The sequence below is a fragment of the Streptomyces sp. MZ04 genome, from assembly GCF_004684775.1.
GTDB lineage: Bacteria > Actinomycetota > Actinomycetes > Streptomycetales > Streptomycetaceae > Streptomyces.
The window spans coordinates 1-25,361 of record NZ_SRIC01000104.1; the positions used below are offsets into that span (position 1 = coordinate 1).

Here is a 25,361-nt window from a genome sequence, read left to right on the forward strand (position 1 = left end):
TGGCAACCGGGAGGGGCGCGCGGGGGTTGTTCGGGCCGTTTTAGCGTGGCGTTAGATTCGCGCTCCCCGGATTTGATGGGGTGTTAGATTCGGCGTCCGGTCGGCGTTAGATCCGGATGCGCCCCAATGGGCATGCGTGGGGGTGACGTTAGATTCGCGGGCGGGTGATCGCGGGGCCTTTCCGGGGCGTTAGATTCGCGTGCGGGTCGGAGCGGTTCGGGCTTTCCGGGGGGCGGTTCGGGTGGCGGGCAGGACGCTTCGAGGGTGGGCGGCCGATCAGGGTCGCGCGGGTCGCACAGGGTGCTCTCGGCTCGGGGTGGGGTGGTGGTCGGCGATGAAGTTTCTAGTTGGCGTCTGGTTCAGTGAAGCGTTGTAGGGGTGACCCGTTCCGGGGTGTTGCAAGTTCGTGGTTCGGTGTGTACTGTAGTTACCACGAGGTCGGGGGAACGAAGAACCGGCCGAGAAACCACCAACTGACCCTGATGGAGGGGATCTTCATGTCCAAGGCCACCACGTTCACCACTCCGGCCGGTGCCACCTACGCCTACACCGTCGAGACGGGCGAGAACGGCGAGGCGATCTACGACCTGACCCGCGTGTTCACGGACGGCGCCTCCTTCCCGATCGGCGCGGTCGTGGTCCACCCCAACTACGAGCTCAACCCGGCGGTTCAGGGTCTGCTGAACGTTCAGTTCGGCAAGGGCAGCATCGACCGTCACGAGCGCACCGACGTCCCGATGCTGGGCGAGGGCGAGTACCCGTACGTGGTCGGTCACCAGCTGGTCAACCCCGCCGACCTGGTCGTGGACCCGGAGGCCGAGCAGCCGACGGAGGCGCCGCTGATCAACTTCCGCCGCACCGTGCTCGCCGCGCACTTCCCGACCAACTCCCCCTCCGGCCGGGCCAGCACCACCACCTACGAGAAGGTCCGCGACCTGGTCACCGCCCTGATCGGCGTCTACCAGGCCGACAAGGCCACCCCCAAGCGCGAGGCGACGTACGCGGCCTTCCTCAACACCCAGCGCGCCGAAGCCATCCAGCCCGAAATCGACAAGATCAACAACCAGATCCAGGCACTGATGCTCGCCAAGGCCGAACTCACCGAAAAGCTCAACAACTACACCACCAACTAACCCCCAACCAGACCGGGCGGCCCCGCCCCTCCACCGGGGCCGCCCCACCCACACCCTCGGCTCAGGGAGACAAAACAACCCCTGGGCCGGGGGGCCAGGCACCACGAAGCGCCGTAGCTCAGCGGTAGAGCGCACCTCTTATAAGGGTCGAGGTCACGGGTTCGAATCCCGTCGGCGCCACTCTCCCTGGCTCGTACGCCTGTCAGCCCGGTATCCGAGCCCTTCGCAAGTCCCGCCCCTCTCTGGCGAGTGCCCAGCGCTGCCCGGCGCGCCCCCTGCTATCCAACCGACACTGGAGGAAAAACCAATGGCACGTCTCTCCACTCCTGCGAGCGGCTACTACTGGTACGAGGGGTCAAGCGGTGGACGCGGGCTTACCGAAGCAAGCATGGTCCACGCTCAGGCCGAGCGTCACGGGGCCATGCCTGCCCCCGACGGGTCCGTCAAGGTCACCTTCGAGCGGACCGGTACCACCACTCACTACCGGCCCGCCACCCAGGAGGGCATGGACGAGATCATGGAGGCGAACCGCGCTGTGCTCGACGGGAACGAGCGGTTGGGAAAGGCTGTGGCCCAGGTGCTCCGCGCCGCCGATCTCCAGATGGCCCGCTACATGGAGCGCATGGGGAGTGGCGTCTACGTCCACACCGGGGGTAGCCGGGTCTCGGTGTGGTGGTGGTACTCCACGGAGGCGGAGAGGACTACGGCCCCTGCCCCCTGGACCGGAGAGGACGGCGGCGTTCGGGCAAAGGTGGTTGCCGCCCTTGAGATCGCCGGATTTTGCCTTTCCAGCGAGGAAGCGAACAGTTCGCGCATCGTTCTGAGCTACGCCGACAACCCCCAAGTCTGACTGCCCCCTACCGACGAAAGGTCACGTCATGCATTCCGATGAGCTCACTGCCCTACTCGCTCGCGCGGCGAGCGGGGATCCTGTCGCCGCCGCTGCGTTCATGCGAGCACGGGCCCTACGTGTCGACGCGGCCGACCGCTTCAGTGCCAGCGGGCGCGCGGCCGCGTGGCGGATGGTCCAGGCCGCCGCGTAGCCGATCGCCACCCGGCGCCCCCTTCCCCGCGCGCCGCTTCCCGGCGCGCCCCCTCTTCCTTCCCGCCCCGTTCAGCGTTTCGCTGGGCGGGGCGGCAGGCGTTCCCCGGGTCCGTGGCTGCCGGTCTGCTGGTGTCCGCTCGGTTCGTGATCTGTGTCCTGTGCTTCGTCGCTGTCCTGCCTGTTGTCTCGTCTCTTCGTCTTGTTGTTGTGCTTCGGCTTGTTCTTCTGCTCGTCGTCTCTGGTTTTTCGGCTTGGTCGTGTTGGTGCGCACTTCGTGTTTCCTCGTCTGGTCGCTCGTGTTCTCTCCGCCCGTGTTGGTTGCTGTCGCTGATGCTGTGTCTCGGCTGGCTGTCGCCCTCCCGCTTTGGTCTGTTGCTCTTCGCTGGGGTCCTCAGTGCCTTTGGGGGGCTCATAGAGAAGTAGTCGGCGCGGCGGGTCCCCCTTGACCGGGCCTGTGACGTGCGGTTTTGCTTGTTCGAGCCGTCACGATGAGGCGCCTCGTAAGGCGCCTCGTAGGACGCCTCGTAAGGCGCCTCGTAGAGCGCCTCGTAAGGCGCCTCGTAGGGCGCCCTCGCCCTTGAGGGCTGGGCGTGCGCTTCGGTGGGATCGGTCAGGAGGGGCGATTTCTCTCCCCTGCCACATGGGCTGCGGGGTGAGAAGTCACCGTTACCACCACGCTGGTTGGAGGGAGCGGCTCATGGCGGGGGAGATTTCTCCCTCATCTCATGTGGGGGAGAAATCTCCCCCACATCGCACCAGAGAGGTGCTCGGCAGGGGAGAGAAGTCTCTGTGACGGTCCGGGAGGAGATGTCTCTCCCCCGCCGCTGTGGGGGAGAGATCACTGTTCGTCTCTCCCCCGGGCGGCTGGTGTTGGCGCAGGGCATGGGTGTCGGCGGGAATGGCCCGGAGGCCGGGGTCAGCCGACCTGTGGCGTGGTCGAGGGAGCCTGGCTGTCTTCCGGGGCACGGCCGTCTAGGCAGAGTTCGCGGTAGCCGGGGGTGTAGGTGTAACCGTGTCCTTCGCAGGTGGGGCAGTCGGTGGTGTGGATGGCGACGGTGCGGAGGCAGGCAATCGGTTCTTGATGGACGGCCGTGTAGATGCCGTCACCGTGGTGCTCCCAAGTGAGTACGGCGAGGAGCTCTCCGTCGCCGGCGCACCCCCCTGCGCAGTCCTGGGGGTGGGGGTCGTCGTCTTCGTCCTGGTCGTCGAGGTTGCGGAAGGCGTCCCAGAGGTATGCGCAGGCGTCGAGGTCGTTCAGGGCGGGCCGGCTGTCGAGGGTCCGCAGGGCGTGGCCGGCGCGGGCGGCCGCGGTGGCGGTTGCGGTGTCGGCCGGGGTCGCCGACGCGGCCCAGTCGAGGAGGAGGCCTCGGATGATCAGGTGTCGCCGCTGTTCGCTCTCCACGTCGATGCTGGGGAACTGGGACGAGCGCCCCAGAGCGGCCCAGGCGTAGGTGTCGCACATCTCGTGGAGCAGCCAGGGCCCTGCACGGTGGATCGGCAGTTGGCGCCGTGGTGCCGGTGAGGCGAGCGGCGGCGTGTAGCGGGTGGCGCCGCGGGGGTGGCCATGAAGGAGACCGTACTGCGTGCGGAGGTGGTCGAGGCCGTTGCGGGGGTGGTCGGCGAGGTCTAGGCCGTCGGCTGCGCGGAGCAGTTCGCCGTGGTCCCGGGCTGCTTCGTAGAGGTCGGGGTCTTGGGTGCGCAGGGTGAGGACGTCATACAGTGCGCCGAGGTGGAGGAATTTGTGGCGTCGCAGGGCGGGGACGCGGTCGCTGTCGGGGTGGTGCTCCAGGGCGTATGTGAGTTGGTAGTGCGCCCATTGGGCTTCGTGAATCAGGCGAGTGATGGATGGGCGTTCTCGCTGGTAGGCGTGGATGACGTGTTCGGGGTGCAGGGCGGTGTGCACGGGCTTCACCTTCTGGAGTGGATGTGTCTTGGGCCTCACGAGGTCGGGGCTGTTGGTCAACGGCGTGCGTGGGAGGGTGCCACGCGTTCGTTCAGGGGACTGGTGTTGGTCGGAGGGCGGCCCTGGAATGATCCGGCCGAAGGGTGGCGGTTCGCTTCTGGGTAGCCGCGGCTCTGAAGGAGCTGGTGTTGGGGAGGCATCCCAATGGTGGTTTTCCGTTGGGGCAGTTGATGGGCGCCGCGGCGCAGGGCCGGCATCGGGTGATGGTGGGCCCTGCGGAGCGGTGGTCGTGCATGTGCGGGCGTACGGCCGACTCTCGAGCTGGCCGTACGCGCCAGATGGGGAGCGATGCCAGGCAGGCAAGCTCTCGATCGTTCTGTGTGCTGAAGCGCGTGCCCGTCGCCTTCAGGCGAGTTGGACGGTGAAGCCGTCCAACTCGCCTGTCAAGGCAGCCTCCGTCTCACGGGCGAGTGCGTAGGCGTGCTGGACGAATTCGCGGGTCCAGAAGTGGTGCTGCTGAGGCGTGATGCTTCTTGGAGTGGCGGGGTGGCCCTTGGAGTTGTAGACGGCGATCAACGAGAAGGTCTCCGAGGCGTCATGGAAGCCCTGCGCCACTGTGGTGTGGCCCTCGATGGCACGAAGGACGGCGCGCGCTGGGTCCTTGTAGAGGCGGTCCGCGCAGAGTCGAGCTGATTCCATGAGGGTGCTACGGGTGCTCATGGTCGAAAGTCCTTCGGTACGCGGTGTGCACGGAACGGCATGGTCGATGAGGTTGCGGCCGTCGTTACCCATCGCGATGCAGTGCGGCATGGGCGGGGCCTGGAACAAGTTGCGCGGTGGGTAACTTGTCGCGCGGCAGTGGGTCGCCAGCGCGAAGGGTGCAGCGTCGTCGGTTTGGCATGGCGAGTCCTCTCGTGGCGTGGGTCAGATGAGGCCGAAGGTGGGGAGTAGTCCCCACCCTTCGTGGCGGATGGGCCAGGTGCCGTGGCCGTCGTTCCAGCCCCAGGATTTGGTGAGGTCATGGAACTGGGGTGTGAGTTCGACCTGCATGTGGGTGCGCCAGCCCCGGAGTCGGCATCGCTTGGTGTCCGGGTCGGTCACGGTCATCTGCACGCCAAGGTTGGTGACGACGCGGTCGCCGGGCTGGACGCCTTCGAGGAGGGCGGCTTCCACGTAGACCTTGGCGCGGTGGAACTGGCCCCAGAAGGCGGACCGGCGTTGGATGGCGCGGTGGGTCCGCCGAGTTGCCTTCCCGTCTACGACGACACCGTGGAGGCTGAGCAGTCGACGGTAGTTGCGAAGGTAGGCAGTGCGTTGGGCGGCGGGGCGCTCAGACGTGGAGAGCATGTCGGTGACTTCCAGGCGGAGGGTGTCGTAGACGGACGCCCGATGCAGACAGAGGGCAACGTCCACGCCGAACGGCGTGGCGTAGACGCGCTCGACGGTGGACCTTGTGCGGTAGGGGCCGCGGACGGTCTGTCCGATCCAGGAAGAGTCTGTGACGGGGTGGAGTTGGGTCTTGGTGAGGTGGTGGTGGGGGTCGTTGTCGTCGGGCGGCAGCGGTGGCACGGGCTCGGTTTCCTTCGGTCGGGGTTCCCTGTGGTTCAGATGTGGTCGTGGAGGTCGGTGTCGTCGTAGGTGTGCTTCGAGACCTTGATCCAGGCCGTACGGTCGCCGTCGCGGAGCTTGAGCTGCCACTTGCCGGGCTCCCACTGCTTGCCGGTCTTCTTCCGGCCGACGTACTCCTGCTGGCACTGCTTGGTCGAGCCGCCGGTGGAAGAGCCCGACGAGCCCGAGGCTGCGCCGCCGTCGTTGCCACCGGTCGTGCGCGGCTTCCCCCCGTTGCGGGTGCCGCCTGTCCCGGTTCCTCCGGAGGTGAGGCTCTTGCCGCCACCACCGGTGGTGCTCCTGCCGCCGGTGCCTCCCACCGTGCGGGCGGGCAAGGACACAGTGAGGGCGCTGGTGTGGATCTTCGTGCAGTTGTCCCGGTAGATGTCCTCGTACACCGGGACCCAGTGACCGGCGCGGCCGTACTTCTTGACGACCTCGCCGTGTCGGAGGGGCTCAAGCCGGAAGGGGTCTGAGCAGCCCGTCAGGAGGAGGGCAGCGGCGGCCGTCGAGATGATGACGGTGGAACGGGTGGTGGGCACGACGAATCTCCTGGATGTGTGTGGGTGCGCTCGTCTGTTACAGGTGTCGTGAGCGAGCGGCGTGTGACATGGGGGAAGAAGTTCCCCGAGAAAGCCAAAGTGCATTTTGAATCTAGACTTTGCAACGCCTTCGAGGTTTGGGGCGCACCGGCGGGTGGATACCTCGCCGACGGCCACGGTGGCTGCGGCGCGTTCCTCCCGCCGGGTCCGTTCACTTCCGGAGGCGCTCAACCCGCCATGCCGACGGGCCTCTTTCCGGGTCCGGCACAATGCGCACCTTGCTCTTCTCTTGGTCTCCGCCCCCGGAGAGCAGCGGAGAGCGGGGCGGAGAGTCCACAGGTCGGCGGCTGTCTCCGTCTGCGGAGAGCGCCCCGGAGACCGGGTCGGGCGGCTCGGTAAGAGAGGGCAGTGGGGGCAGCTCGTCCCGGTGCACTCCGGCCCGCCCTGCCTTACCCCTGGCGCGGAACTTACGGGCCGGGTCGTAGCCGGCCTGGAGGAGCCTTTCGCGCAGCTGCTCATCGCTGGCGTCCTTCAGGCCGGGGAGCCGCTCTCGCATGGCAGGCCGGAGGTCCTGCAGGTGGATCCCGTTGTCGGTCCCGATCAGCTCCCGGAGAAGAGCGGTGAGAGGGTCTTCTGCGGGGGCCTGCGCGGGAGGCGGAACGACTTCCTTGGCTGTCTCCCGCGCGCCCTGCGCCGTGGAGGTCTCACACACGCCCGGCTCTGTTGACGTAGAGCCGGCCGAGTCGGCCTCCGGAACTCTGGCGGGCGGCTTCAGGGCAACAGCCAGGCGGTCCGTCAGCGAGCCCGCTGCTCCCCTGGCCGACCTGGCCGCCGTCTTCGCGCCCTGGGCCGGGCGAGTGCGCAGGACTTGCGTGGTGGCCCACCTCTCCGCAATCACAGCCGCCACAGGCCAGACCGGGAGCAGGGCGAGCGGGGCGAAGGGGTGGACGGCAGTGGTGTGCGCCGCTGCATAGATGACCAAGCCCGGTGCCCCGAACAGCCGCATCACTGCCGAGACCCTCGGCGCGATGTCACCGGTGAACCACGCCCGTCCGACGGCCAGGAGGACGCGTGTACCGGCGCGCAGGGCTGCCCACAGCGAGCGGGAAACCCCGGCCAGGCGCCGCACGATGCAGCGGCTGCCCGTACGGGTGGCCTCGGCAGCCAGCGAGCCGAGCTTCGTTGCCGTGGCCCGGTCCACGACGACGTACGGGCGAAGGTCCGGCATCGCCAGTGCGCGACGGGGAGCCTCATCCTCCCCCGGCTCGGCCGGACCACTGATGGTCTCGGCCTCCTGTTCCTGAGGAAGGACGTCGTCGATCGGGCCGGCCGCGGGAGGTCTCGTCGTGGCGGCTCCACCCCCCTGCGGGTTCTTCCCGGGCGCCAGGCCGCTGCCCGGGACGGGATGCGGGTGTGCCGGGGCGGTCATGACCCGATGCTCTGAGCGATCTCGGAGATGCGGTCGGCCAGCTCTCCCCATGGGCCCCCCGCGCCGGACGCCACGTAGAAGAGGAAGAGGAAGAGCATCGCAAAGCCCCGGCGACTGAGCCTCTTGTAGAGGGCGATCACCACGAGGACGCCGGCCAGCGCTGGCATCCTGAGCTTCGGAAAGGCCTTCCCGATCAGGCTGATGATGTCGTTGACGAGCGAGGAGACGGCGTCGAAGGGGAACCCTGCGGCCACGAACGCGGCGCCGGCGATGGGCGGGAGCAGGGCGCACGCCCACCATGGAAGCGGGCCGGCCTTCCCGTTCTCGTTGTCCTTCGTGCCGAACCACAGCACGACGGTGAGGATGGCGGCGACTCCGAAGACGCCGACGCCGGTGAGGAAGCTCATGGGGTGTTTCCGTTCCTAACGGTGTCGCGACGTCAGAGCGTCATCTGGGAGATCGGGGTGGGGTCGCCGTACATCGCCACACCGGCGACGAGGCAGGCGGACGGGATCCGGGTCGCCCAGGCCAGGGGCAAGATCCACTTCCGTGCCCGGTAGTCCAGGAGCAGGACGCCTGCCGCGATGCCGTAGCAGGTCCAGCTGTAGAAGTCGGTGAGGGTGGGGTGCTCCCTGACTAGGAAGGCGACGCCGTCGTAGACCCACTGGGGCCAGCCGCGCCAGAACCCGACGCCCAGCGCGCTGCCGGAGTAGAACAGCCAGACGACTTGGGGCGGTGTGGACCGGATCGCTTCGATCAACGAGCGGCGGTCCGGCGCTGGCCGGATGACCTGCGCGATGCCGGGGGCAGCGAACGGTGGTCGACCGGCGCGCCAGAGGCGGTGGCGGTGCTGTCCGGCTCGTCGCCGTTCTCCTCGAACTCGTCCCCGTCGACTGGGGCTTCGTCTCCCGGTGGCTCTCTGGTACTGGCGCTGCCTGCGTGGTGCGCGGCGTTGCCCGCCCATGTGCGGACACGGTCGCGCAGCCGCGGGTGGTCGGGGACGGGCTCCTCCTGGACCTCGTCGTCCCGCTGCTCCGCTTCCTGTTCGTGCTCTGGCTCGTCCTGCTCGTTCGGGACGGTGAGTTCCGGCTTGTCGGTAAGGCGCCAGTCCGGCAAGCGAGAGGCGGTGTTCGCTGCCGGCTGCCGGGGTGTTGGGCGCGCATCCGCGGGCGGCCAGCCGGGCGCTGCGGCCACCGGGGCCTGCGGTGCGCCCCCGTTCGAGTCTGCGGGTTGAGCGTCGTCGGGGAGGGGATCGGCGTGACCGACCGGGCGCGCGCCGACCTTGGCCAGCATGCGGCGGATCAGCTTCTCGTCCGCCCCCACGCGGCGGTGCCCCCGCCCCGTGGCGGTCGGCGCATGTGCCGCTGGGGCACGGCGTGTGCGGCTTCGGTCCGGTTCGAAGGGGGTGTCGGTCATCGAACGGCCCCCCGCTCGGCGTCGGCACGCGGCACAAGTGACAGGTGGCGGCTCCCCCGGGGTGCGCGGGCAGGCGGTGCGGGGCGAGGTCGGGCCGATGGCCGTCGGTCCCGGGCGATGAGGGCGAGAGCTTCGTTGACGTGCTCATCGAAGGTGGTCATGGGGTGCGGTCCTCATGGTCGTGCTCGCGGGCAGCATCACGGCGCCCTGCGGAGCGGGGCGTCGAGTCAGGGCTGCCGGGCGCCGGCGCCGGCGGGGATGAGCAGGCCGTTGCCGAGTTGCGCGTAGCCGTCGCCGGTGGCTGGGGCGAGGAGCTCGTCCAGGAGCGGCTGCTCGGTGGTGAATGTGTGGGTGGGGAGCAGGAGCGGGCGAGCGGCTTCGGCCGGCTGGCCGTTGCCGACCGCGACCGCCTCGTCGAAGTGGTCGAGTCCGTCCGCCGTGGCGTCGCCGTCGAGCGCTGTGTGGGCCTTGAGCGCCTCGGGCAGCCACTCGTGTGCGGTGTCCAGGAACCGCTTCGCCCGCTTGTTGCCGATGCCGAGCGCGCTGGCGCACTTGTTGATGCCCCAGGTGAAGGCGCCGTCATCCCCGCGCGGCACGGTCGCGACGAAGGCGGCCATGACCTCGTCGTCGGTCTTGCGGTCGGTCGGCGTCAGCTCATCCCTCGGTGCGTCCTCGGGCGGGTTGGGCCCGGTCGTGTCGGGGTCGTCGCTGGAGTTCGCATCGTCAGCGTCTTCGCCCATCCCCCCTGTGAGCTGGGGGTTCTCCTTGCTGGCCGAGTGGGATGGGGTGGCGGGATGGGGCGCGGCATGCTGCTGGGGGATGGTCAGGATGGTGCCGATCAGGGTGCCGCGGAGCTGGTCGAAGGCCTTAGTGGTGCGCAGGTTCATCCCCGCCATGTCCGTCTGGAGGACGCGCATCTGCAGCCGTGCGACGACCTGCTCCAGGACATGGGTGTCGGAGCATCCTGCCCGTTCGCTGGCACGCTGGGCACGGGTGTCGGCATGGATCTCGGCCCGCCGGTATGCCCAGCGGGTCATCCTGCCGGCGTGCTTGACCGCCTCTTGTACGCGGCGCAGCCGGTACCAGCGGTAGGCGGCCCTGCCGATGCGGACGTCGGCGGTGGCCTCTTCCTGCGACAGGTCCTGGCGGGCGGCGAGCAGCAGCGCAACGCGGAAGGCCTCGACGGGATGGAACAGGCGCACCAGGGCGATGCGTCGGTCGGGGCGGCCGCGGCCGGCGCGGGCTGCGCGGCGTTCCTCGAGCGAACCGATCTCCCAGAGCACGGCGGCCAGCACCGGCCACACGGCGCGGACGGCGGAGCCGAGCAGGGAGGAGACCTCGGCGGCGGAGAAGACGGCGCTGATGCCGGCGAGGATCCAGAACAGAGCTCCGGACAGGCCCGGGCCTTCACCGGCGCGGGCCCGGCGGCGCGCTCGGCGGCCACAGACCATGGCGGCGACGTCCAGGGCGACGAAGGGCAGGAGGTCGAAAGGGTCGGTCAGGCCCATCTGGTGGCGCCCGACCCTACGCAGCCCGCTGGCCGACAAGGCGGCCGCGGCTGCGGCGATGACGACGGTGAGGACGTCCTCGATGCGTTTGCCGCGACGGTCGGCGGCCGCGGCGCGCTCGTCGTCGCTGAGCGCGGCCAGGGCGACCCGGTGCCGACGGACGGCGATGGCCGGGCCGACGGTGATGACGAGCGCCCCCAGGACGAACTGCCAGCTACCGAGGAGCTCGGCCGCGGCCCCGTGGGAGACGAGGTCGTAGATCACGGGGAATCCCTCCTGGCGAGGAAGCCGGACGCGCCGGCGGCACAGGTTCGCAGCTGCTCGCCGCCGGGCGGCTCCGGGTCCGGGGTGATCCACTCCCGGTAAGCGTCGCGCTCGAGGATGACCTGGCAGAGCTCGGCCAGGAGCAGAACGGGGAGAGGGCGGATGCGCGGCGCCTCCGCGCCGGCCGGGACGAGGACGGGCAGCAGGACAGCGTCGTCGCGGCGGGCGAGGGAGCTGACCAGGGCGCGCCTGTCGTCGGCGGGGTTCATGCGGCCTCCGTCCAGCCGACGTTGCGGCGGTGGTCCGCAAAGAGCTCGTCGCGCCGCTGGAGAGCCTCGGTGATGGCGAGGCGGTTCTTCTCTCGCTTGTCGGCGGGGACCGATCCGCCGAGGTACTGGCCGGCGAGCCGCTGCACCGCGGCCGCCGCGTCGATCCGAGCCTGCTGCGACGAGGCGGCGTGCTCGTCCTCGGCGCGGGCAGCGGCGATACGGTCCGGCTCCGCCAGCAGTCGCCGCTCGAGCTCCTCCGGCACCAGGCCGCCGCGGATCCCGACGGTGTCGTCGTCGCGCAGCGCGAGCTCGGTGCACGCCGCGCGCACCGGGCACACGGCGCAGTGGTCGCGGACCGTGCGGGCGCGGCGCTGCTTCCAGTCGTCGTCCGGCTCGCCGTCCTCCTGGTAGAAGTCGTTGACGTCCGGGCGGACCGCGTGGCACACCGACTGGGTGAGCGCGCGGCGCAGTTGAGGGGCACGCAGCTGCGGGGCGACGAGGTCGCCGTCGGGGCCGGCGAGGTAGCCGCCGGCGACGAGGCCGTCGATCGACTCGGCGCCGGCGACGTATCGGGCGATGTCGGCTTCGGCCGGTTCACCGGTCGGGCTCGGGGGCAGCGCGTGGGCTGCCATCATGGTGTTCACGCGTTCTCATCTCCTGTGACGGATGTGCGAGATGAGGCGCCGCGGCCTCCGGGGGTACCAGCCCCGGAGGCCGCTTGCTTTTCCACGCCCCATCTGACTTAACTGACTGCGTCAGATGAGTCAGATAATGCATGGCGTTGCCGATCACGTCAACCAAGGAGGAGGCAGTGGATCACATGGCCAAGGAGCAGTGGCTGGTACGGCAAGATGTGGGCATGACGTCCCATCACCCGCATGAACGCGCCGCGGCGGCACTACGCGCCGACATCGCGGCAGGCACGTTTGCACCCGGGGAAGCCCTGCCGGGACAGCGGGAGTTGGCCGACAAGTACGGCGTCGCCCAGAACACGATGGGGCAGGCACTGCGACTCCTCGAGGCCGAAGGCCTGGTCGAGATGGCCCCCCGGCGCAGAACGCGGGTACTGCAGCCCTTCCCGCACCTGGAGGTCCGGCTGTCCGAGGACGGCCACCTGCATCCCGTCGACGCGGACAGCCTCGGGTACAGCGACCTCCGCACCGGCGCCAGGGGGGTCGACCAGCAGGCGGCCGAAGCGCTCAACCTCCCGCCGAGCGCCCGGCTCTTCGTCCACGAGGCCGCACTGCTCCACGCCGGGACCCCCTGGGCCCTGCAGACACTCCTCACCTCGGTCGACATCGGCACGGCCGACGGCGGCCGCGCCGTCACCGTGGAGCCCTTCGTCACCGGCACCCCGCGGCGGGAAGCAAGGCACAGCAGCCGCTGGTCCGCACGGCCGGCGACGACCGAGGAGAACAGGTTGCTCAGGGGGCACAGCCTCACGGTTCTGGAGATCCGAAGAGTGGGCTTTCTCGAAGAACGCCCAAATTCCTACCTTCTGACGGTAGTTAGGGCGGACAGGGTGACAATTCTTACCGAGGGCGGAAGTTAGACCCTCCACCACCCAACTGCCCCGTATGTCGCGTCTTTTCAACGCCCCGAAGTCAGCCGAACGACAACGGTTCTGGCGCGTGTGCGCGGCACCTTGCAGGGGATAGGCTGACTTCCACTTGATCCACTTACGCCTCACCCCGGGGCCCTGGCGCGCAGCGTCCAGTCAAGGGCCCGGTGAACCGAGAAGGCGGTTCTGATGACCAGCACCGTGCAGTTCCGCACCCCGAGCAGGCTTCGCGCGGCGTGCGTGACGCTGCTGCGGATGCCTCCCGGTGCGGTCCAGCTCGGGTGCGCAGTTCAGTCCCCCTGGAAGGGGGAGTCGATGATGTCGTAGAAACTGCCGGGCGGGCGCCTCTAGCAAGGCCGCTCCTCGCCCTCTCCGCCGGCTTCGGAGTTAGCGGCTCCTCTGCCGACCGTCACCGCTCAGTCCCGGGTTAGCGGCCCGTTCCGAGCGAAGGCCAGACCGAATTGGTCCGGCGATCACTGCCATCCAGCAGCAATCCCCCCGAAGGGGGTTCGTCGTTTCCCGGGGCGACCCGGGAGAACGGGGTCCATCTTGCAGTACAGCCATGCCCTTTGTCAGCTCGGACGCCACCCGTACACGGCGTTCGCGGCCATTTTTCGCCCTTCCGTGACGTCATCGCCACGTCGCGTATCCGCTCGAGCGGCCTGTTCCACGGCCGCAGCGCGTTCCGGCGCCTGGCGCGCCCGCTTCCCCTTGACCAGGTCCGCGCAGCACCCCTTGACCAGAGGTGTCGCCCTCTCAGCCGCGGGCTCTGGGCAGCGGCCGTGCCTGGCCCTGGTCAAGGGGGTCCGCCGCGGTCTCGGGCACTCCCTTGACCTGCAGGTCACAGAGCTTTCGGGATTTCCCCCGGCCTGACTGTCACACCGCCGGGTTTTTCGACACCCATAGCAGCTGAAGGCCCCGTTCCTTCAGCTTCCGCCCGAGTGCCTCTGGCCATACCCCAGATCGCGCGTCCCCCTCCACGAGGACGCCATCGAGACCCAGCGCGCCCAGGTCGCCGCTTCGCGGCACCGGTGCGCCAGGAGAAGCGTGCCCAGTACAGCAGCAGTACTCACCGCCCCGCCGCCGGCAGGCTCGGCCGTGCGCCCGCCGCGCCGTCAGCGGGTCAAGGTGCCCCTGCGCCTGATCACCGCCTCGCAGTACGCCGACGTCGCGGTGAGCGCGTACGTCAAGATCACCGCGTTGGCCTCCCGTCCCGAGGGATGCACAGCAGCGACGGCGACCATCGCGGAGTACCTCGGCCTGTCCAAAGCCTCCGTCGAACGCGGCATGACACAGCTGAGGCGGCCCGGTCCCGACGGCGTCGTCGAGCTGTCCTCGACCCGCCGTTCCCTGCCGGGAGGATCAGGCACCTCCGCCCTGCGCCGCACCCGGCCGCTGAAGGCGGCCGAGCGGTTCGTCTGGATCCCGGTGGCTGCCGCCGAGGACCTCACCCCGCGGCAGCTGCGTGCCTACGCCCTCATCGCCTACGCCCAGGCCCAGCGGATCCCGCTGACGGAGTCGGAGATTGCAGGGGCGCTCCACCACCACAGCGGGCGGCGGGCCGGCCAGCCGCTGACCACGGCAGCCGCAGGCGAGATCGTCGACGAGCTGGAGGCAACGCGCTGGATCACGGTGGAGCGGCGGGCCGGGGCACGCGGCCGTCACCGCTTCATCGCCCACGACATCCCACCCGCCACCTCGATGGCACCGGCCTGTGGACAGCTGGCCTCGGACATCGCCGGAGCTCCCTCGACCTCTGAGATTGATGAGGGATCGGGTTCGTCGGCTGATGCGGGATCGCTCGCGAATACGGAAGAACCTAGAACTGACCGACCTGATGACGAGCGCGCCCTCTCCTCACCCGCCGTAGGCGAAGTACAGGTGAGTGAAGGTGTGGAAAACCCTGCTCCGCAACCACCGGACACCGCGGGCAAGGCCGGGCTCGCGCTGCGCGCGGATGACAACCAGCCCCCCTTGACCAACCGTTCCCGGTACTCCGGACCTGACCTGACCATCAGCGCCCGCATCCACGCCGTCCTGGAGCCCGTGCACTGGCTCCTCCGGCAGACCACCGTCTACGTCCAGCGCCGCATCGCCCGCGAAGTCGGCCGACAGCTGCGCTCGGGCATCGACGACGCCCGGCTCCGCCACCGGCTCAGCAACCGATACGCCCGCACCCTGAGCCACGAGATCAAGGATCCCGGCCGGTGGCTCCTCGGCGTGGGCCTGCCCCACTGGGGCTGCGGAATCTTCGACTGCGAAGCCGGCGTGCTGTGGAGCAGTGGCCACAGGTGCTCGGTGTGCGAGGAAATCGTCCAGGAGCGGCACCGCACCGATGCACCGCCACCAGAGCCTGCACCGCGCCCCACACCCGCGAACGGCGCCGGAGCCGCAGCACCCGCTGTTCCTCGCAGCCAGTGCCGGGGATGCGGGTGCCCCGTTCTCCGGATCAACCGTGCAGTCGAAGACGGGCTGTGCCGACTCTGCCGGGAGGAGCAGACGGAATCCCCCACGCCATCGCCGATGTCGATGCCGACCCGGATGCCGGAGGTCTGCACCGGGTGGGGTAATGCCCAGTGCACCCGCCCCGCACTCGGCACCATCGGCCTGTGCGTGCGGTGTCGCAGCCGCCAGATCGAGTGCGCCGCATCATGACCGGAGGCTGCCTCGAGTGCCGGACCTGCACCACCCGAACATGCACCATCGTGGGTGCGCCACACCGCACCCCTGGGGCGATGCACGTCGCCCGCCGACGGAACACCATGCATCGCGCCGTCCAACGCGGCGTCGTTCTCGTGCACCGCTGCCACCCGGTGCTGCACCACATCGCCCGAGCGGGCGGCGCCGACGCCCGACGACTACCCGGGTACCGAGAGCACCGGGGCGCCCTCGCTCCTCTGTCTCGCAGGCTGTGCCCCGACTCGACCGCCCCCCTTGACCGGAGCCCGCGGCCCGGTGTTTCCCCTTGACCGTGCGTCTGGTCAAGGGGAAACCCGAGCCTCACGGGCGGGGCGCCAGGCAGCTCCATCCGCTCTCGGCACACGGTTCGCACTCCCGGTGCCTCAGGTCGCCTCGCACTGGCCCTCGCGCCGGTGCGAGGCGACTCTGGCTGCAGAGTCGTCGGCTCCGCCCGGGGCCACAGCGTGGCTGGCTCGGGTGCACACGGTGCACGACCTCTGTTGATGCCGGTGAGCGACGCCAGTGCCGGGCATCGACCGTCGAGTGCAGCACGGACCGCCTCGTGCATCCGGTGCACGGCACCGCCGTTCGTGCATCGGATGCACGGCATCTGATGCCTCCGCCCGAGGCGGTGCGGTGCACGGCACTCGATGCGGTGCACCAGCGGATGCCGGATCCGCTCCTCAACGCGGTGCATTGCATCCGCTGGCATAGGGCACGGACCGGAAGCCCTTGCACCGGCACCGAGGGCCCGCCTCTGTGCACGGCGTCCTCTCCAGCCACCACGGCATCAGTTGACAGCCCGCGGCCGCACTCCGTGAGCCAGCCGGATCCGCGACGCATTACGGCCGACGGCGATGTCGGCCGCTCCCCCCTTGACCACAACCCGCCTGCCGCGGCCGCGGCCCCGCTCCCCCTTGACCAGGTTGGCGCCCACCCCTTGACCAAGGTCCCGTCAAGGGCGTGTTTCCCCTTGACCACGCGCCTGGTCAAGGGAAAACACGCCGCGTGCAGGGAAGGTAGGCGGAGCCGCGATTCTCCGGACAAGCGCTCGGCCGTCTTGCGCGTGCGGGGAGGCGGGCCGCTGGACAAGGGCCCCCGGGAGACCAGCCCGTGGCGACCTGCTCGGGCAGCAGCCACGCGCCAGCACGGTGACGGCGTGCGCGTCTGATCCCGGCCGGAGCTCGCCGATCGAGGTGGCAGCGGTGGCGCAGCAAGGGCTTCGTCCGGTGCGCGTGTCTCGATGCGATGCGCGCATCCGCTCACGGCCGGATGCCAGCCTGCGCACTCTCCTGCATCCGATGTCGGTGCACGCGGCAGCCGACGGGGCCGGATGCCGGGTGTCGCGCATCGACACCCGGCCGCCTCAATGCATCGGTACTGCGGCGGGGCGCCGGTGCATCCCCGGGGGCCGAGGCGGATGCATCGCACCATCAGCACCGGCGATGCGCGGGCCCCTTGATCACCCGCCACCCCCTTGACCACTCCCCTTGACCGGACTCGTCCGCCGAGCGCCGAGGTTCGGTTTCCCCTTGACCGCGCCTCGTCGGCATCGCCGTCAGACCGCGGTCAAGGGGGGCCTCGGAAGTGTCAGCGCCATCGAAACCAGTTGGCGCGAAAGGACGGACACGGACGTGGCCACAACCCAGTTCACCCCGGCATTCGACTCCTCCGAGTCCGTAACCCGCTACAGCACTATCACCCTGATGAACCGCGACTGGGACGTGCTGTGCCGCGACCTGCGCGCCGCCGACCGTGTCGCGGTGTGGGCCGAGCAGTACCCAGTCCTCGCTGGCGCCACCAACCCCCAGGACATCGTCGACACGATCTCCGAGTACCACCGGCGGGGTTCGTCCGACTGCCACGACCGCGTGATGCACCTGCTAGTTGAGCGTGCTGGCGACGAGGGCTTTGACGGGCATCTCGCCTGGCGGATCGCGGTACGGATCCTGCTGCCCAGGGCGGTGCTGATGGCCAAGACCCAGCGGCGCACCGGGCTGTCGTGGGACGACGTCTGCGCAGCCGTCTTCGGAGCTGCCTTCGAGATCGTCCGCACCTATCCGCTCGAGCGGCGGCCGCGGCGCATCTTCAACAACATCGCGCTCGACACCCTGCAGCTGGCCCGGCGCACCCTGGCCGCCTGCGTCGGCGAGGCGGAGGGGCTCCAGGAGTTCGCCGCCGGTGTCGCGCCGCTCGCGGCGGCCGAAGGCCACAGCCGGTTCGCGCACATCGTCTCCAGCAAGGACCCGGCCACGCCCCACGACACGGTCGAGCTTGCCGACCTGCTGATGCGCGCCGCACAGATGGAGCTCATCGACAGTGACGAGCCGGCGCTGTCCCGCCACGAGGCGCGGACAGAGGTCCTCGACTTGCTGTTGTGGGCGGTCGAGATCGGGGCGCTGACCGAGGCCGAGGCGCAGCGCATCGCCCGCTACTACCTGTCCGCCTCCCACAGTCCCGAGCAGCAGCACATGACCACCCGGGCCATGGGCCAGCAGGGCGCTCTGCTGCGGAAGCAGGCCAGCCGTGCCGTGCGGAGCCTGCGGACGAAGACGGACCTCGCCCAGTTCTCCGCCGCCGCCTAGGTCCCGCGGCAGCAGTCGGATTCCTCGCGAACCGGCTGCCGCGGAAGTCGCCCGAAAAACCCCGGCCGTGCTGTCACACCGCGCGCCTCTTCGACACCTGTAGCACGCGAGAGCCCCGCTGCAGCGGCGCCGCACCACCTGAACCCGCCTCCACCTTCTCGACTCCGGGAGAACCGACGTGACCACGATGTCCCCGGCCGACACTGGCCGACAGCTTCTCGACGCTGACGAGGCCCGTGTGGCGCGCGCCTCGCGTGAACTGACCAAGATCGCCGCCGCCATAGTGAGCCGGCCGATGGACCGCGACCTGCACGAGCAGATGCGTGCCTTCCTCGCGCGGGAGTCGGAGCCCGCTCTGGCTTCGTGGGATGTCCTCCTCACCCGTACCCCCGACGAGCTCAAGGAGCGCATCTCCACCGTCCTGACCGCTCAGGCCCTGCGGAGTTCCTCGTGAAGCGGAGGCGTCGGCAGCGAAAGGCCGACGAGAAGCAGTTCGTCGAGGCGGAGTCCTGGGATGAGGAAGTGCCGGAGGCTCCGGAGGCGGAGCCGGATGAGACCGGATGGAAGACGAGCCCGGCGCATCTGTCCGGGATCACTCGTCTGGTCCGCCTCGGTGTCTGGGCGCTCGTGGCATCCGGTCCGCTCCTCGGCCTGATGGCCTTCGTCGCCTCCTCCGGTCCGGCCCAGGGTGTGGACAAGCCGACCGCCGTGCCGACGCCGGCCTCGCCGGTGGGTCCGACCGGCTTCGCCGAGCTGTTCGTCTCCGCCTACCTGCAGGCCGGCCAGGGTACCGAGCGCGATCTGGCGCCGTACTACTCCGGCTCCGTCGCACTGGCCGTGAAGCCCGGCAGCCGGACGGCCACGCAGTCGACCGTGATCGCCTCCGGGGAAGTCCAGCCCGGCTACTGGTCGATCACCGTGGCCGCGGACGTCACCGCCCAGGACGGCAAGGGCAAACCCAAGCGCCTGGGCGTGCAGTACTTCCGCGTCGGCATCCAGGCCACAGGCCCGGTGAGTGCCGGCGGCACCGCGACGTCGGCCACAGCCACGACGGGCTACACAGCCACGTCTCTGCCGGCGCAGGTGGCCGCACCCGCCGCACTCAAGCCCGGTGCTCTGGCCTACGAGTCCGACCGCGGATCGAGCAGCACGGACCCGGCGGTCGATACCGCGAAGGGGTTCCTGGCGGCGTACCTGACCGGCACGTCCGAGCTCGACCGCTACGCCTCCCCCGGCGCACGCCTGAAGGCCATCAGCCCGGCCCCGTATGCCGAGGTCAAGGTCACCGCAGTCCAGGACGACGCCACCAGCGCCGGGCAGCAGAAGGTGCCCGCCGACGGCACGGTGCTCCACCAGCTCGTCCAGGTCGACGCCACCGACCAGTCCGGGAGCTCGGTCTCGCTGAGCTACGCGCTCACCCTCACGTCCCGCGCCGGCCGATGGGAAGTCGCGTCCGTCGACGACGCCCCGGCCATCCGCGCAAGCAGCGCGCCCTCCGCGGCGCCGCACACCACCCCAGACGCCGACGCCGGGAGCGCCACGCCCTCGCCGTCGGCCTCCTGAAGAAGAAAGAGGAAACGTTCATGCATGCAGTGGCCAACCCCGACCACATCGTCCTCGCCGGCGACATCCTTGACTGGGGCACCACCAAGGCAGGCCAAGTCCGCACCCTTGTCCTCACGGTGGCAGGCCTCATGGCGATCATCGCCGTGCTCATGGCCTGGTGGAAGACGCGCTCCTTCGTCGGCACCCTGGTGGCCTTCGTCCTGGCCGCCCTGGTGCTGTGGGGCATCAGCAACCTCTCGGTCCTGAAGACCAAGGTCGGCTCCGAGATCGACGACACCGCCGCCTCGGTCTCCGTCGTCCACGTCACCGGCGATGCTCCCGCGCTGACGGGTGAGGGCCGGCGGGTGTCGTGAGCGCCTCGGAGGAAGAGCTGATCGGGCACTCCTACACGCGGGCCCGCAAGCACCCCCTGGTCATCGGCAAGTTGCCGGGAGCCGGGCGGCTCCCGGGAGGGCCGTACACGATCACCCAGGTCATGACGATGGTGATCACGTTCGGGCTCCTCGTGATGACACGGGACCTGTGGGCCGTCTTCGGCGCCATGAACTTCGTGCTCATGGTCCTGGTGCCGTGGGGGCTGGCCTGGTTGCTGCGGTACGCGCGCCTGGACGGCCGGGACCCGGCCCGAGCCGTGCGGAGCCTGCTCATCTACTCCTCCACCCCGGCCCAAGGCCGCCTGGCCGGCAAGCCGCAGCGAGTCGCTCGTACGCGACTGGCGTCCGCCACCTGCACGGTGCGCGTCCGGTCCGCCGAGCGGCCCGCGCCCACGGCGGCACCGGCTGCCGCACCGAAGCCTGCTGCCGCACCGCGGCGCAAGACCCGTCCGGCATCCGCCCCCGCGCCCGCCGCGACAGCAGTCCGTCCGCAGCCCAAGACCGGGTTGCAGGCGCTCCTCGCCTCACTCGACGAGCACTGACCAGCCCACTCGTCGCCACCACCAGCACAGAAAGCAGAACCGCCATGCGTCTCCCCGTCCGGCACATCAGCGGCCACCTGATCTGGACCACCGCCGCCAGCGTGTGGGCGGTGTGGCGCGTCGATACGGAGAACTACGCCCATGCCTCCAAGTCGACGAAGCGTGAGCGCCTGGACTCCCTGGAGGCGCTCTTCAAATCCCTGCGGGGCGAAGCCCTGTTGCTCAGCCTGTGCCCGAGCGTGGATGCCGCGTCGGTGGTCACCCGCATGACCGCCGGCGTCGACCTCGACGCCTCCCCCGAGTACGTGGACCTGTCGCTAAAAGTCCTCGACCAGCTCCAGGACCTCGAACTCACCGGCCGCGTCGACTTCCTCGCTGTGCCTCTGCCCCACCTCGACTTCAAGCAGAGCAGCCGGGCCGTCCTCTCCTCCCTGCAGGCCGAAGTCATGGCAACGCTCGGTCTGCCGGTCGGGCCGATATCCGTTACGGAGGAACGTCAGCGCCTGGAGCAGGCCACGCGCCTGGCCGCGGGCTGGCCTTCGGGCATCAAGATGCGGCCGGCCACCGAGGCCGAGATCCTGTGGATCTACGGACACAGCGCCCGCCGCGGGCTCAGCGAGCCGCTGCTCCCCGAGGACGGAGCACCGCGTGCCCTGCGCGGCCGCGGCCACACCGTGACCGCGCACACCCAGGTGATCCTGGACGAGGGCGGGCGCGGCAACCGGCCCTCCAAGGGTCCGACCAACCCCTTCAAGCGCCGCTACCTGCGGGCCACTTCGGAGCACGGCGACTCCTTTCAGGCGTTCTGCGTGCTCTCCGAGATGCCGGAGGCCTTCCGCTTCCCCGGCAGCGAGTACCTGGCGGCCTTGGATGACTTCGGCTTCCCCGTGGACTGGGCTGTCCGTTTGAACGTGGAGACCGGCGCCAAGGCGGAGCCCAAGAGCCGGCGCCAGCAGCGCGAACTGGCCCACCAGCGGGGCGAGTACGACGGCGAGACCTCCGGTGTCCCAGCCTCGCTCGACAAAGCGAGTTTCGCCCTGGACGAGTACCGCGACCGGCTCACCGCCTCCTCGACGGAGGTCGAGATCCGCGCGACCGTCGCCACCTGCGTCTGGGGCACGACCGCCGAGGAGGCCGACGAGAAGGCCACCTCGCTGGCCAACCACTTCGGCGGCAACGACTACACCCTGGTGCGGCCCACCGGCGACCAGGTCGCGCTCTTCCACGGCATGCTGCCCGGCACCAAGACGCCCCGGCCGATGCTGGATTACACCCAGTTCCTGCTCGCCCGCGACTTCGCGATGAGCATGCCGTTCTGCGGTGCCGGCCTCGGCGACGACGCCGGCAGCCTCTTCGGGCTCCAGCTCAACGGCGGCGGTGTCCGGCCGGTCCTCGTCGACTTCTCCCACGGCCCGCGGGTCAACGCCAGCGCGTCCGCCGCGTTCGTCGGTGAACTCGGCTCCGGCAAGTCTGTGGCGATGAAGTGCGCGATGTACAGCATCCTCACCACCGGCCACCGGATCGGTCAGAGGACCAGCCGCGGCCGCGCCCTGGTCATCGACCGCACCCCGCAGCAGGAATGGTCGCGCTTCGCGAACGCGTGCCCGGGCACCACACAGATCATCAACGTCGACGAAAACGCCGGCGTTTCCCTCGACCCCCTGCGAGTCTTCCGCGGCCCGCGCGCCGCCCGCTACACCGAGTCCTTCCTGACCCCGCTCCTGGACATCGGCTCCATGAGCATCGAGGGCATCACCCTCGCCGAGGCGATCGAGGCCACACGCCTGGGGCCTCAGCCGAGCATGACCGCGCTGATCGACACGCTCGCCGAGCGGGCCCGCATCCCTGACCCGGACGAGCCGAACGACGCCGCGGTGCGCGCCGCCGCGTCCGAACTCGTCCGCAAGCTGCGCTCGCTGGCGAAGAAGGACCTCGGCCGCGTGATCTTCGATCCCTCGCTGCCGGTCGTACGGATCACGGATGCCGACAGCATCGTCTTCGCCGTCGACCGTCTGGGCCTGCCCACCAAGGAGGAACTCTCCGAGCACCGGCTGCCCTCGCTCGAGGTCGAGAAGAGGTTCGGCTGGCGGCTGATGTACCTGATGACGGCGCTGTGCAGGGAGATTGCCTTCGCCGACCCCAACGAGTTCGCCGGCGTCTTCCTTGACGAGTGCTGGTGGCTGACAAGTTCAGCCGAAGGCTCCGGCCTGCTGCTGGAGATGATCGCCGACGGCCGCAAGCACCACGCCGGCGCCTTCGCGGGCAGTCACGACCCGTACGACATCGGCCCGAAGAACGAAGTCGGCGACAAGATCAGGGCATTGCTGTCTCACATCTTTGTCTTCCGGCACCGCAGCAAGGCCTTGGCGGCGCGCTGCCTGGAGTTCATCGACCTGGACCCGGCCGACGCCGAGATGCTCAAGGTCATCACCGAGAACCTCAGCCCGCTGAACGTCAGCGAGACCGAGCGAGCCCTGCGGGCCGGCGAGTGCCTCTACCGGGACCTGCGCAAGCGGATCGCCGGCCTGAAGGTGCTGATCCCGGCGGACGAGGCCGCCGCCGCAGCGATCACCACTACCCCCGGTCAGGACCAGGGCGAAGACGAGGAGGTCGCGGAACTCGCCGCGGTGGCGGACGGAGCGTTGGCATGAGCCCCGCGCAGCGGAAGCCGGCCAACCGGCGGCGCCTGGGCCTCATCGCTCTCCTGCTGGCCGTGTTCACGGCGGTGTTGGCGCCGGCTGCGTTCGCCGATCCCCCGCCCGCCCCCGCACCGAGCACGTCGGCCGCTCCGGAACAGCCCACCGGCGGCCCCAAGGCCAACGACCTGACGAAGAAGCCGGAGGACGCCAGCGACGGCATCCTCCAGCCCTTCAACGTGACGGACAAAGACGGCGTCCCCATCTCCGCCTACACCGTCAAAACGGACACAGGTGGATGGAAGGACATCGACCTCAAGATCTGGAACATCATTGCCCAGCTGTTCTTCGGCATCTCCAAGTGGGTCGTCGGCTTCACCTGCTGGCTGATCAAGTGGGCGCTCAACTTCGGGCTGGCCGACGTCCTCATCGAGCCGGCCGACCGCATCTCCACCACGATCAAGACCCAGGTCATCGACCGGATGGGTCTGCCCGGCCTGTTCCTGCTGTTCGCCGGCTTCTACGCCGGCTGGCTGATCCTGTTCAAGGAGCGCTCGCGCGGATTCGCCGAGATCGCCGTGTCCCTGGTCGTCGCCGCGGTGACCACCACCGTGCTGGTCTCGCCCGCACAGGTGCTGCTCGGCCAGCACGACCAGCCGCAGCCACAGGGCTCGACCATGCTCCTGTCGGACGAAGGCATGCTGGGCAAGGCCAAGGACTTCACCCTGGAAATCGCCTCCATCGTGCTGGCCGACGACCCGGCAAGCGCCGAGGGCAGCTCCGACCCGAACAACGTGGCAAAGCCCATCACCGACGCCCTCGTCGATGCGTTCATCGTCAAGCCCAACCAACTCATGGTCTACGGGACCACCTTCAAGGGGCCCTGCGACAAGGCATTCCGAGAGTTCAAGCTGGCGGAGTACCGCCTCAACGAGCTGGGCGTGCCCTACTGGATGGCCGGGGCAATGGACACCATGTACGACACGAACTTCATCGACTCCCTCAACAAGGCGTCGGACAAGTTCGAAGCATCCTGCGGCGACATAGAGCCCAAGGCCAAGCGGGCATCGGCAGACCTGGCCTTCTCCTCCCTGTTCGTCGCGATCGCCGCCATCATCGTGGCCATCCTCATGATCCTCGTCACCGGCGGCTTCCTCACCGCCCAGGGCTGGCTGGCGTTCGAGGCGATCCGCGGCCACTGGGCCCTCACCGCCGGCATCCTGCCCGGCGGCGGACGCGCCACGCTGTGGCGCTGGCTCTCCGCGATCATCAAGGCGGTCGCCGGCATCATCCTGGCCATTCTCTTCCTGGCCATCTTCATCCTGATCGTCCTCGCACTCATCGAAGCGGACACCGGTGACGTCCTGGCCGTGAAGTTCATCGTCATCGACGTCACGGCCGTGGCCGGCCTGGCCGGTCACAAGCGCATCAAGCACACGGCCCAGACCATCGCCGTCAACCTGAACCGCAGGCTCGCCAACGCGCGCGTGGGCGGCAGCCGTCGCTCCGTGTTCGCCAGCCCCGGCCGCTACGCCGAGACCGCCCCGGGCCTCAAGCAGATGTGGGGCGAGGCCCGTGGCGAGGCACGGCGCGTGTCCCAGCCGGCGGGCAAGGGCCTCAAGGGTGCCCGCAGGGCCTGGGTCGGCTCGCCCCAGGCCAACCGCAAGGCCGGCCGTCTGCGGTCGGCAGCTCGGCTCGCTACCAATGCGGCCGCCGCCGTCGGCACCGGCGGTGCGAGTGCGGCGGCGAAGGTAGCAGCGCAGCAGGCGGCCAAGCAGACCCTGACGAAGCGTCTGTCCACGGCCGCCGCCAGCAAGATGTCCCAGACCCGAGGCGGCCGCGCCACCATGGCCACCGGCAAGGCCGCTGCCGCGACCGCGAAGTACGGCGCGAAGGCGGGCAAGTTCGCCTTCATGGCCACGGTCGGTGCCCCCGTGGGAATCCCGCGGGGCGTCGCGGCGACCAAGCGAGGAGCAGTCGCGGCGAAGACCCGTGCCAACGCGGTGCGCGGACAACTCCAGGCAGTCAAGGCTCGAACGGTCGACAAGAAGGTCCAGGAGGCCAAGGACTTCGGCGCCGAGTACAAGCGCAACGTTGCTTCGGCCGGCAAGTTCGTCGCGAAGACCGGGACGAAGGCGCAGGTGAATCTGGGCCTGGCCCCAATCACGCCGAACCCCGCGTCGTCGGCCCCGCCCGGGCCCCGGGCCGGCGCGATCGCATCGAAGACCCCCGGCACCGCGACGCCGAACCTCCCCAAGCCTCCCGCGCCCAAGCCCACGGCAGTGCCGACGATGCCCACCC

Annotated in this window: 23 protein-coding genes and 1 tRNA gene; 13 read left to right on the forward strand and 11 right to left on the reverse strand. The window is 69.6% G+C overall.

The window, feature by feature from the left end:
- Positions 1-497: 497 nt before the first annotated feature.
- The 3 genes from E2651_RS21730 to E2651_RS21740 all read left to right on the forward strand — a co-directional run bounded on the left by E2651_RS21730 (position 498) and on the right by E2651_RS21740 (position 1,983).
- Complete coding sequence (locus E2651_RS21730) at positions 498-1,133, forward strand: hypothetical protein (RefSeq protein ID WP_135332865.1); 636 nt, start codon at positions 498-500, stop codon at positions 1,131-1,133.
- Between the two features lie 108 nt (positions 1,134-1,241).
- A tRNA-Ile gene (locus tag E2651_RS21735) sits at positions 1,242-1,313 on the forward strand.
- A gap of 325 nt (positions 1,314-1,638) precedes the next feature.
- Positions 1,639-1,983: a hypothetical protein gene (locus tag E2651_RS21740; protein ID WP_135332866.1), complete on the forward strand. Its 345-nt coding sequence runs from the start codon at positions 1,639-1,641 to the stop codon at positions 1,981-1,983.
- A 1,111-nt stretch (positions 1,984-3,094) separates the two neighbouring features.
- Here the strand turns inward: E2651_RS21740 and E2651_RS21745 are convergent.
- From E2651_RS21745 to E2651_RS21795, 11 genes are all read right to left on the reverse strand, one after another.
- The gene (locus E2651_RS21745) at positions 3,095-4,081 is read right to left on the reverse strand and encodes a hypothetical protein (RefSeq protein WP_135332867.1); all 987 of its coding nucleotides are present in this window, start codon (positions 4,079-4,081) and stop codon (positions 3,095-3,097) included.
- A gap of 405 nt (positions 4,082-4,486) precedes the next feature.
- Complete coding sequence (locus E2651_RS21750; RefSeq protein WP_135332868.1) at positions 4,487-4,801, reverse strand: hypothetical protein; 315 nt, start codon at positions 4,799-4,801, stop codon at positions 4,487-4,489.
- A 204-nt stretch (positions 4,802-5,005) separates the two neighbouring features.
- Positions 5,006-5,650, reverse strand: coding sequence for a hypothetical protein (locus tag E2651_RS21755; protein ID WP_135332869.1), 645 nt, complete (start codon positions 5,648-5,650; stop codon positions 5,006-5,008).
- A gap of 35 nt (positions 5,651-5,685) precedes the next feature.
- Positions 5,686-6,231, reverse strand: coding sequence for a hypothetical protein (locus E2651_RS21760; RefSeq protein ID WP_135332870.1), 546 nt, complete (start codon positions 6,229-6,231; stop codon positions 5,686-5,688).
- A 211-nt stretch (positions 6,232-6,442) separates the two neighbouring features.
- Positions 6,443-7,660 carry a hypothetical protein gene (locus E2651_RS21765; RefSeq protein WP_135332871.1) on the reverse strand — a complete coding sequence of 406 codons (1,218 nt, stop codon included), beginning with the start codon at positions 7,658-7,660 and terminating at the stop codon, positions 6,443-6,445.
- Positions 7,657-8,067 (reverse strand): hypothetical protein, encoded by a 411-nt coding sequence (locus E2651_RS21770; protein WP_135332872.1) that lies wholly within the window; start codon positions 8,065-8,067, stop codon positions 7,657-7,659. The genes E2651_RS21765 and E2651_RS21770 overlap by 4 nt, the downstream gene beginning before the upstream one ends.
- A 32-nt stretch (positions 8,068-8,099) precedes the next feature.
- Positions 8,100-8,420, reverse strand: a complete 321-nt coding sequence (locus tag E2651_RS21775; protein WP_135332873.1) for a hypothetical protein — start codon at positions 8,418-8,420, stop codon at positions 8,100-8,102.
- Complete coding sequence (locus E2651_RS21780) at positions 8,417-9,076, reverse strand: hypothetical protein (RefSeq protein WP_135332874.1); 660 nt, start codon at positions 9,074-9,076, stop codon at positions 8,417-8,419. Before E2651_RS21780 ends, E2651_RS21775 begins: the two co-directional genes overlap by 4 nt.
- Before the next feature lie 227 nt (positions 9,077-9,303).
- Positions 9,304-10,848: a hypothetical protein gene (locus tag E2651_RS21785; protein WP_135332875.1), complete on the reverse strand. Its 1,545-nt coding sequence runs from the start codon at positions 10,846-10,848 to the stop codon at positions 9,304-9,306.
- On the reverse strand, positions 10,845-11,117 hold the full coding sequence (locus tag E2651_RS21790; RefSeq protein ID WP_135332876.1) for a hypothetical protein: 273 nt from the start codon (positions 11,115-11,117) through the stop codon (positions 10,845-10,847). Before E2651_RS21790 ends, E2651_RS21785 begins: the two co-directional genes overlap by 4 nt.
- A complete protein-coding gene (locus E2651_RS21795; RefSeq protein ID WP_135332884.1) occupies positions 11,114-11,752 on the reverse strand; it encodes a WhiB family transcriptional regulator in 639 nt (212 codons plus the stop codon). The genes E2651_RS21790 and E2651_RS21795 overlap by 4 nt, the downstream gene beginning before the upstream one ends.
- A 185-nt stretch (positions 11,753-11,937) precedes the next feature.
- Here E2651_RS21795 and E2651_RS21800 point away from each other — a divergent pair, with 185 nt between their 5' ends.
- The 10 genes from E2651_RS21800 to E2651_RS21840 all read left to right on the forward strand — a co-directional run.
- Positions 11,938-12,669 carry a GntR family transcriptional regulator gene (locus E2651_RS21800; protein ID WP_245239068.1) on the forward strand — a complete coding sequence of 244 codons (732 nt, stop codon included), beginning with the start codon at positions 11,938-11,940 and terminating at the stop codon, positions 12,667-12,669.
- A gap of 198 nt (positions 12,670-12,867) precedes the next feature.
- A complete protein-coding gene (locus E2651_RS44015; protein ID WP_167828853.1) occupies positions 12,868-13,005 on the forward strand; it encodes a hypothetical protein in 138 nt (45 codons plus the stop codon).
- Between the two features lie 720 nt (positions 13,006-13,725).
- Positions 13,726-15,333: a hypothetical protein gene (locus E2651_RS21805; protein ID WP_245239067.1), complete on the forward strand. Its 1,608-nt coding sequence runs from the start codon at positions 13,726-13,728 to the stop codon at positions 15,331-15,333.
- 1,658 nt (positions 15,334-16,991) lie between these two features.
- Positions 16,992-17,942: a hypothetical protein gene (locus tag E2651_RS21810; RefSeq protein ID WP_135332878.1), complete on the forward strand. Its 951-nt coding sequence runs from the start codon at positions 16,992-16,994 to the stop codon at positions 17,940-17,942.
- A 187-nt stretch (positions 17,943-18,129) separates the two neighbouring features.
- Positions 18,130-18,396: a hypothetical protein gene (locus E2651_RS21815; protein ID WP_245239070.1), complete on the forward strand. Its 267-nt coding sequence runs from the start codon at positions 18,130-18,132 to the stop codon at positions 18,394-18,396.
- Positions 18,393-19,505, forward strand: coding sequence for a conjugal transfer protein (locus E2651_RS21820; protein WP_135332880.1), 1,113 nt, complete (start codon positions 18,393-18,395; stop codon positions 19,503-19,505). Before E2651_RS21815 ends, E2651_RS21820 begins: the two co-directional genes overlap by 4 nt.
- Before the next feature lie 20 nt (positions 19,506-19,525).
- Positions 19,526-19,861, forward strand: coding sequence for a hypothetical protein (locus E2651_RS21825; RefSeq protein WP_135332881.1), 336 nt, complete (start codon positions 19,526-19,528; stop codon positions 19,859-19,861).
- On the forward strand, positions 19,858-20,424 hold the full coding sequence (locus E2651_RS21830; RefSeq protein ID WP_135332882.1) for a hypothetical protein: 567 nt from the start codon (positions 19,858-19,860) through the stop codon (positions 20,422-20,424). The genes E2651_RS21825 and E2651_RS21830 overlap by 4 nt, the downstream gene beginning before the upstream one ends.
- 44 nt (positions 20,425-20,468) lie before the next feature.
- Positions 20,469-23,075 carry an ATP-binding protein gene (locus E2651_RS21835; RefSeq protein WP_135332883.1) on the forward strand — a complete coding sequence of 869 codons (2,607 nt, stop codon included), beginning with the start codon at positions 20,469-20,471 and terminating at the stop codon, positions 23,073-23,075.
- On the forward strand, positions 23,072-25,361 hold a 2,290-nt coding region (locus tag E2651_RS21840; RefSeq protein ID WP_209446211.1), incomplete at its 3' end, for a hypothetical protein. The genes E2651_RS21835 and E2651_RS21840, both read left to right, overlap by 4 nt.

What these genes read in the sequence shown, in the direction of transcription:
- E2651_RS21765 (WP_135332871.1), bottom strand. Translation starts at nt 7,660, where the DNA reads ATGACCGCCCCGGCACACCCGCATCCCGTCCCGGGCAGCGGCCTGGCG.
- E2651_RS21825 (WP_135332881.1), top strand. Translation starts at nt 19,526, where the DNA reads ATGCATGCAGTGGCCAACCCCGACCACATCGTCCTCGCCGGCGACATC.
- E2651_RS44015 (WP_167828853.1), top strand. Translation starts at nt 12,868, where the DNA reads ATGACCAGCACCGTGCAGTTCCGCACCCCGAGCAGGCTTCGCGCGGCG.
- E2651_RS21800 (WP_245239068.1), top strand. Translation starts at nt 11,938, where the DNA reads ATGGCCAAGGAGCAGTGGCTGGTACGGCAAGATGTGGGCATGACGTCC.
- E2651_RS21815 (WP_245239070.1), top strand. Translation starts at nt 18,130, where the DNA reads ATGTCCCCGGCCGACACTGGCCGACAGCTTCTCGACGCTGACGAGGCC.
- E2651_RS21790 (WP_135332876.1), bottom strand. Translation starts at nt 11,117, where the DNA reads ATGAACCCCGCCGACGACAGGCGCGCCCTGGTCAGCTCCCTCGCCCGC.
- E2651_RS21730 (WP_135332865.1), top strand. Translation starts at nt 498, where the DNA reads ATGTCCAAGGCCACCACGTTCACCACTCCGGCCGGTGCCACCTACGCC.
- E2651_RS21780 (WP_135332874.1), bottom strand. Translation starts at nt 9,076, where the DNA reads ATGACCGACACCCCCTTCGAACCGGACCGAAGCCGCACACGCCGTGCC.
- E2651_RS21835 (WP_135332883.1), top strand. Translation starts at nt 20,469, where the DNA reads ATGCGTCTCCCCGTCCGGCACATCAGCGGCCACCTGATCTGGACCACC.
- E2651_RS21795 (WP_135332884.1), bottom strand. Translation starts at nt 11,752, where the DNA reads ATGATGGCAGCCCACGCGCTGCCCCCGAGCCCGACCGGTGAACCGGCC.
- E2651_RS21740 (WP_135332866.1), top strand. Translation starts at nt 1,639, where the DNA reads ATGGACGAGATCATGGAGGCGAACCGCGCTGTGCTCGACGGGAACGAG.
- E2651_RS21770 (WP_135332872.1), bottom strand. Translation starts at nt 8,067, where the DNA reads ATGAGCTTCCTCACCGGCGTCGGCGTCTTCGGAGTCGCCGCCATCCTC.
- E2651_RS21750 (WP_135332868.1), bottom strand. Translation starts at nt 4,801, where the DNA reads ATGAGCACCCGTAGCACCCTCATGGAATCAGCTCGACTCTGCGCGGAC.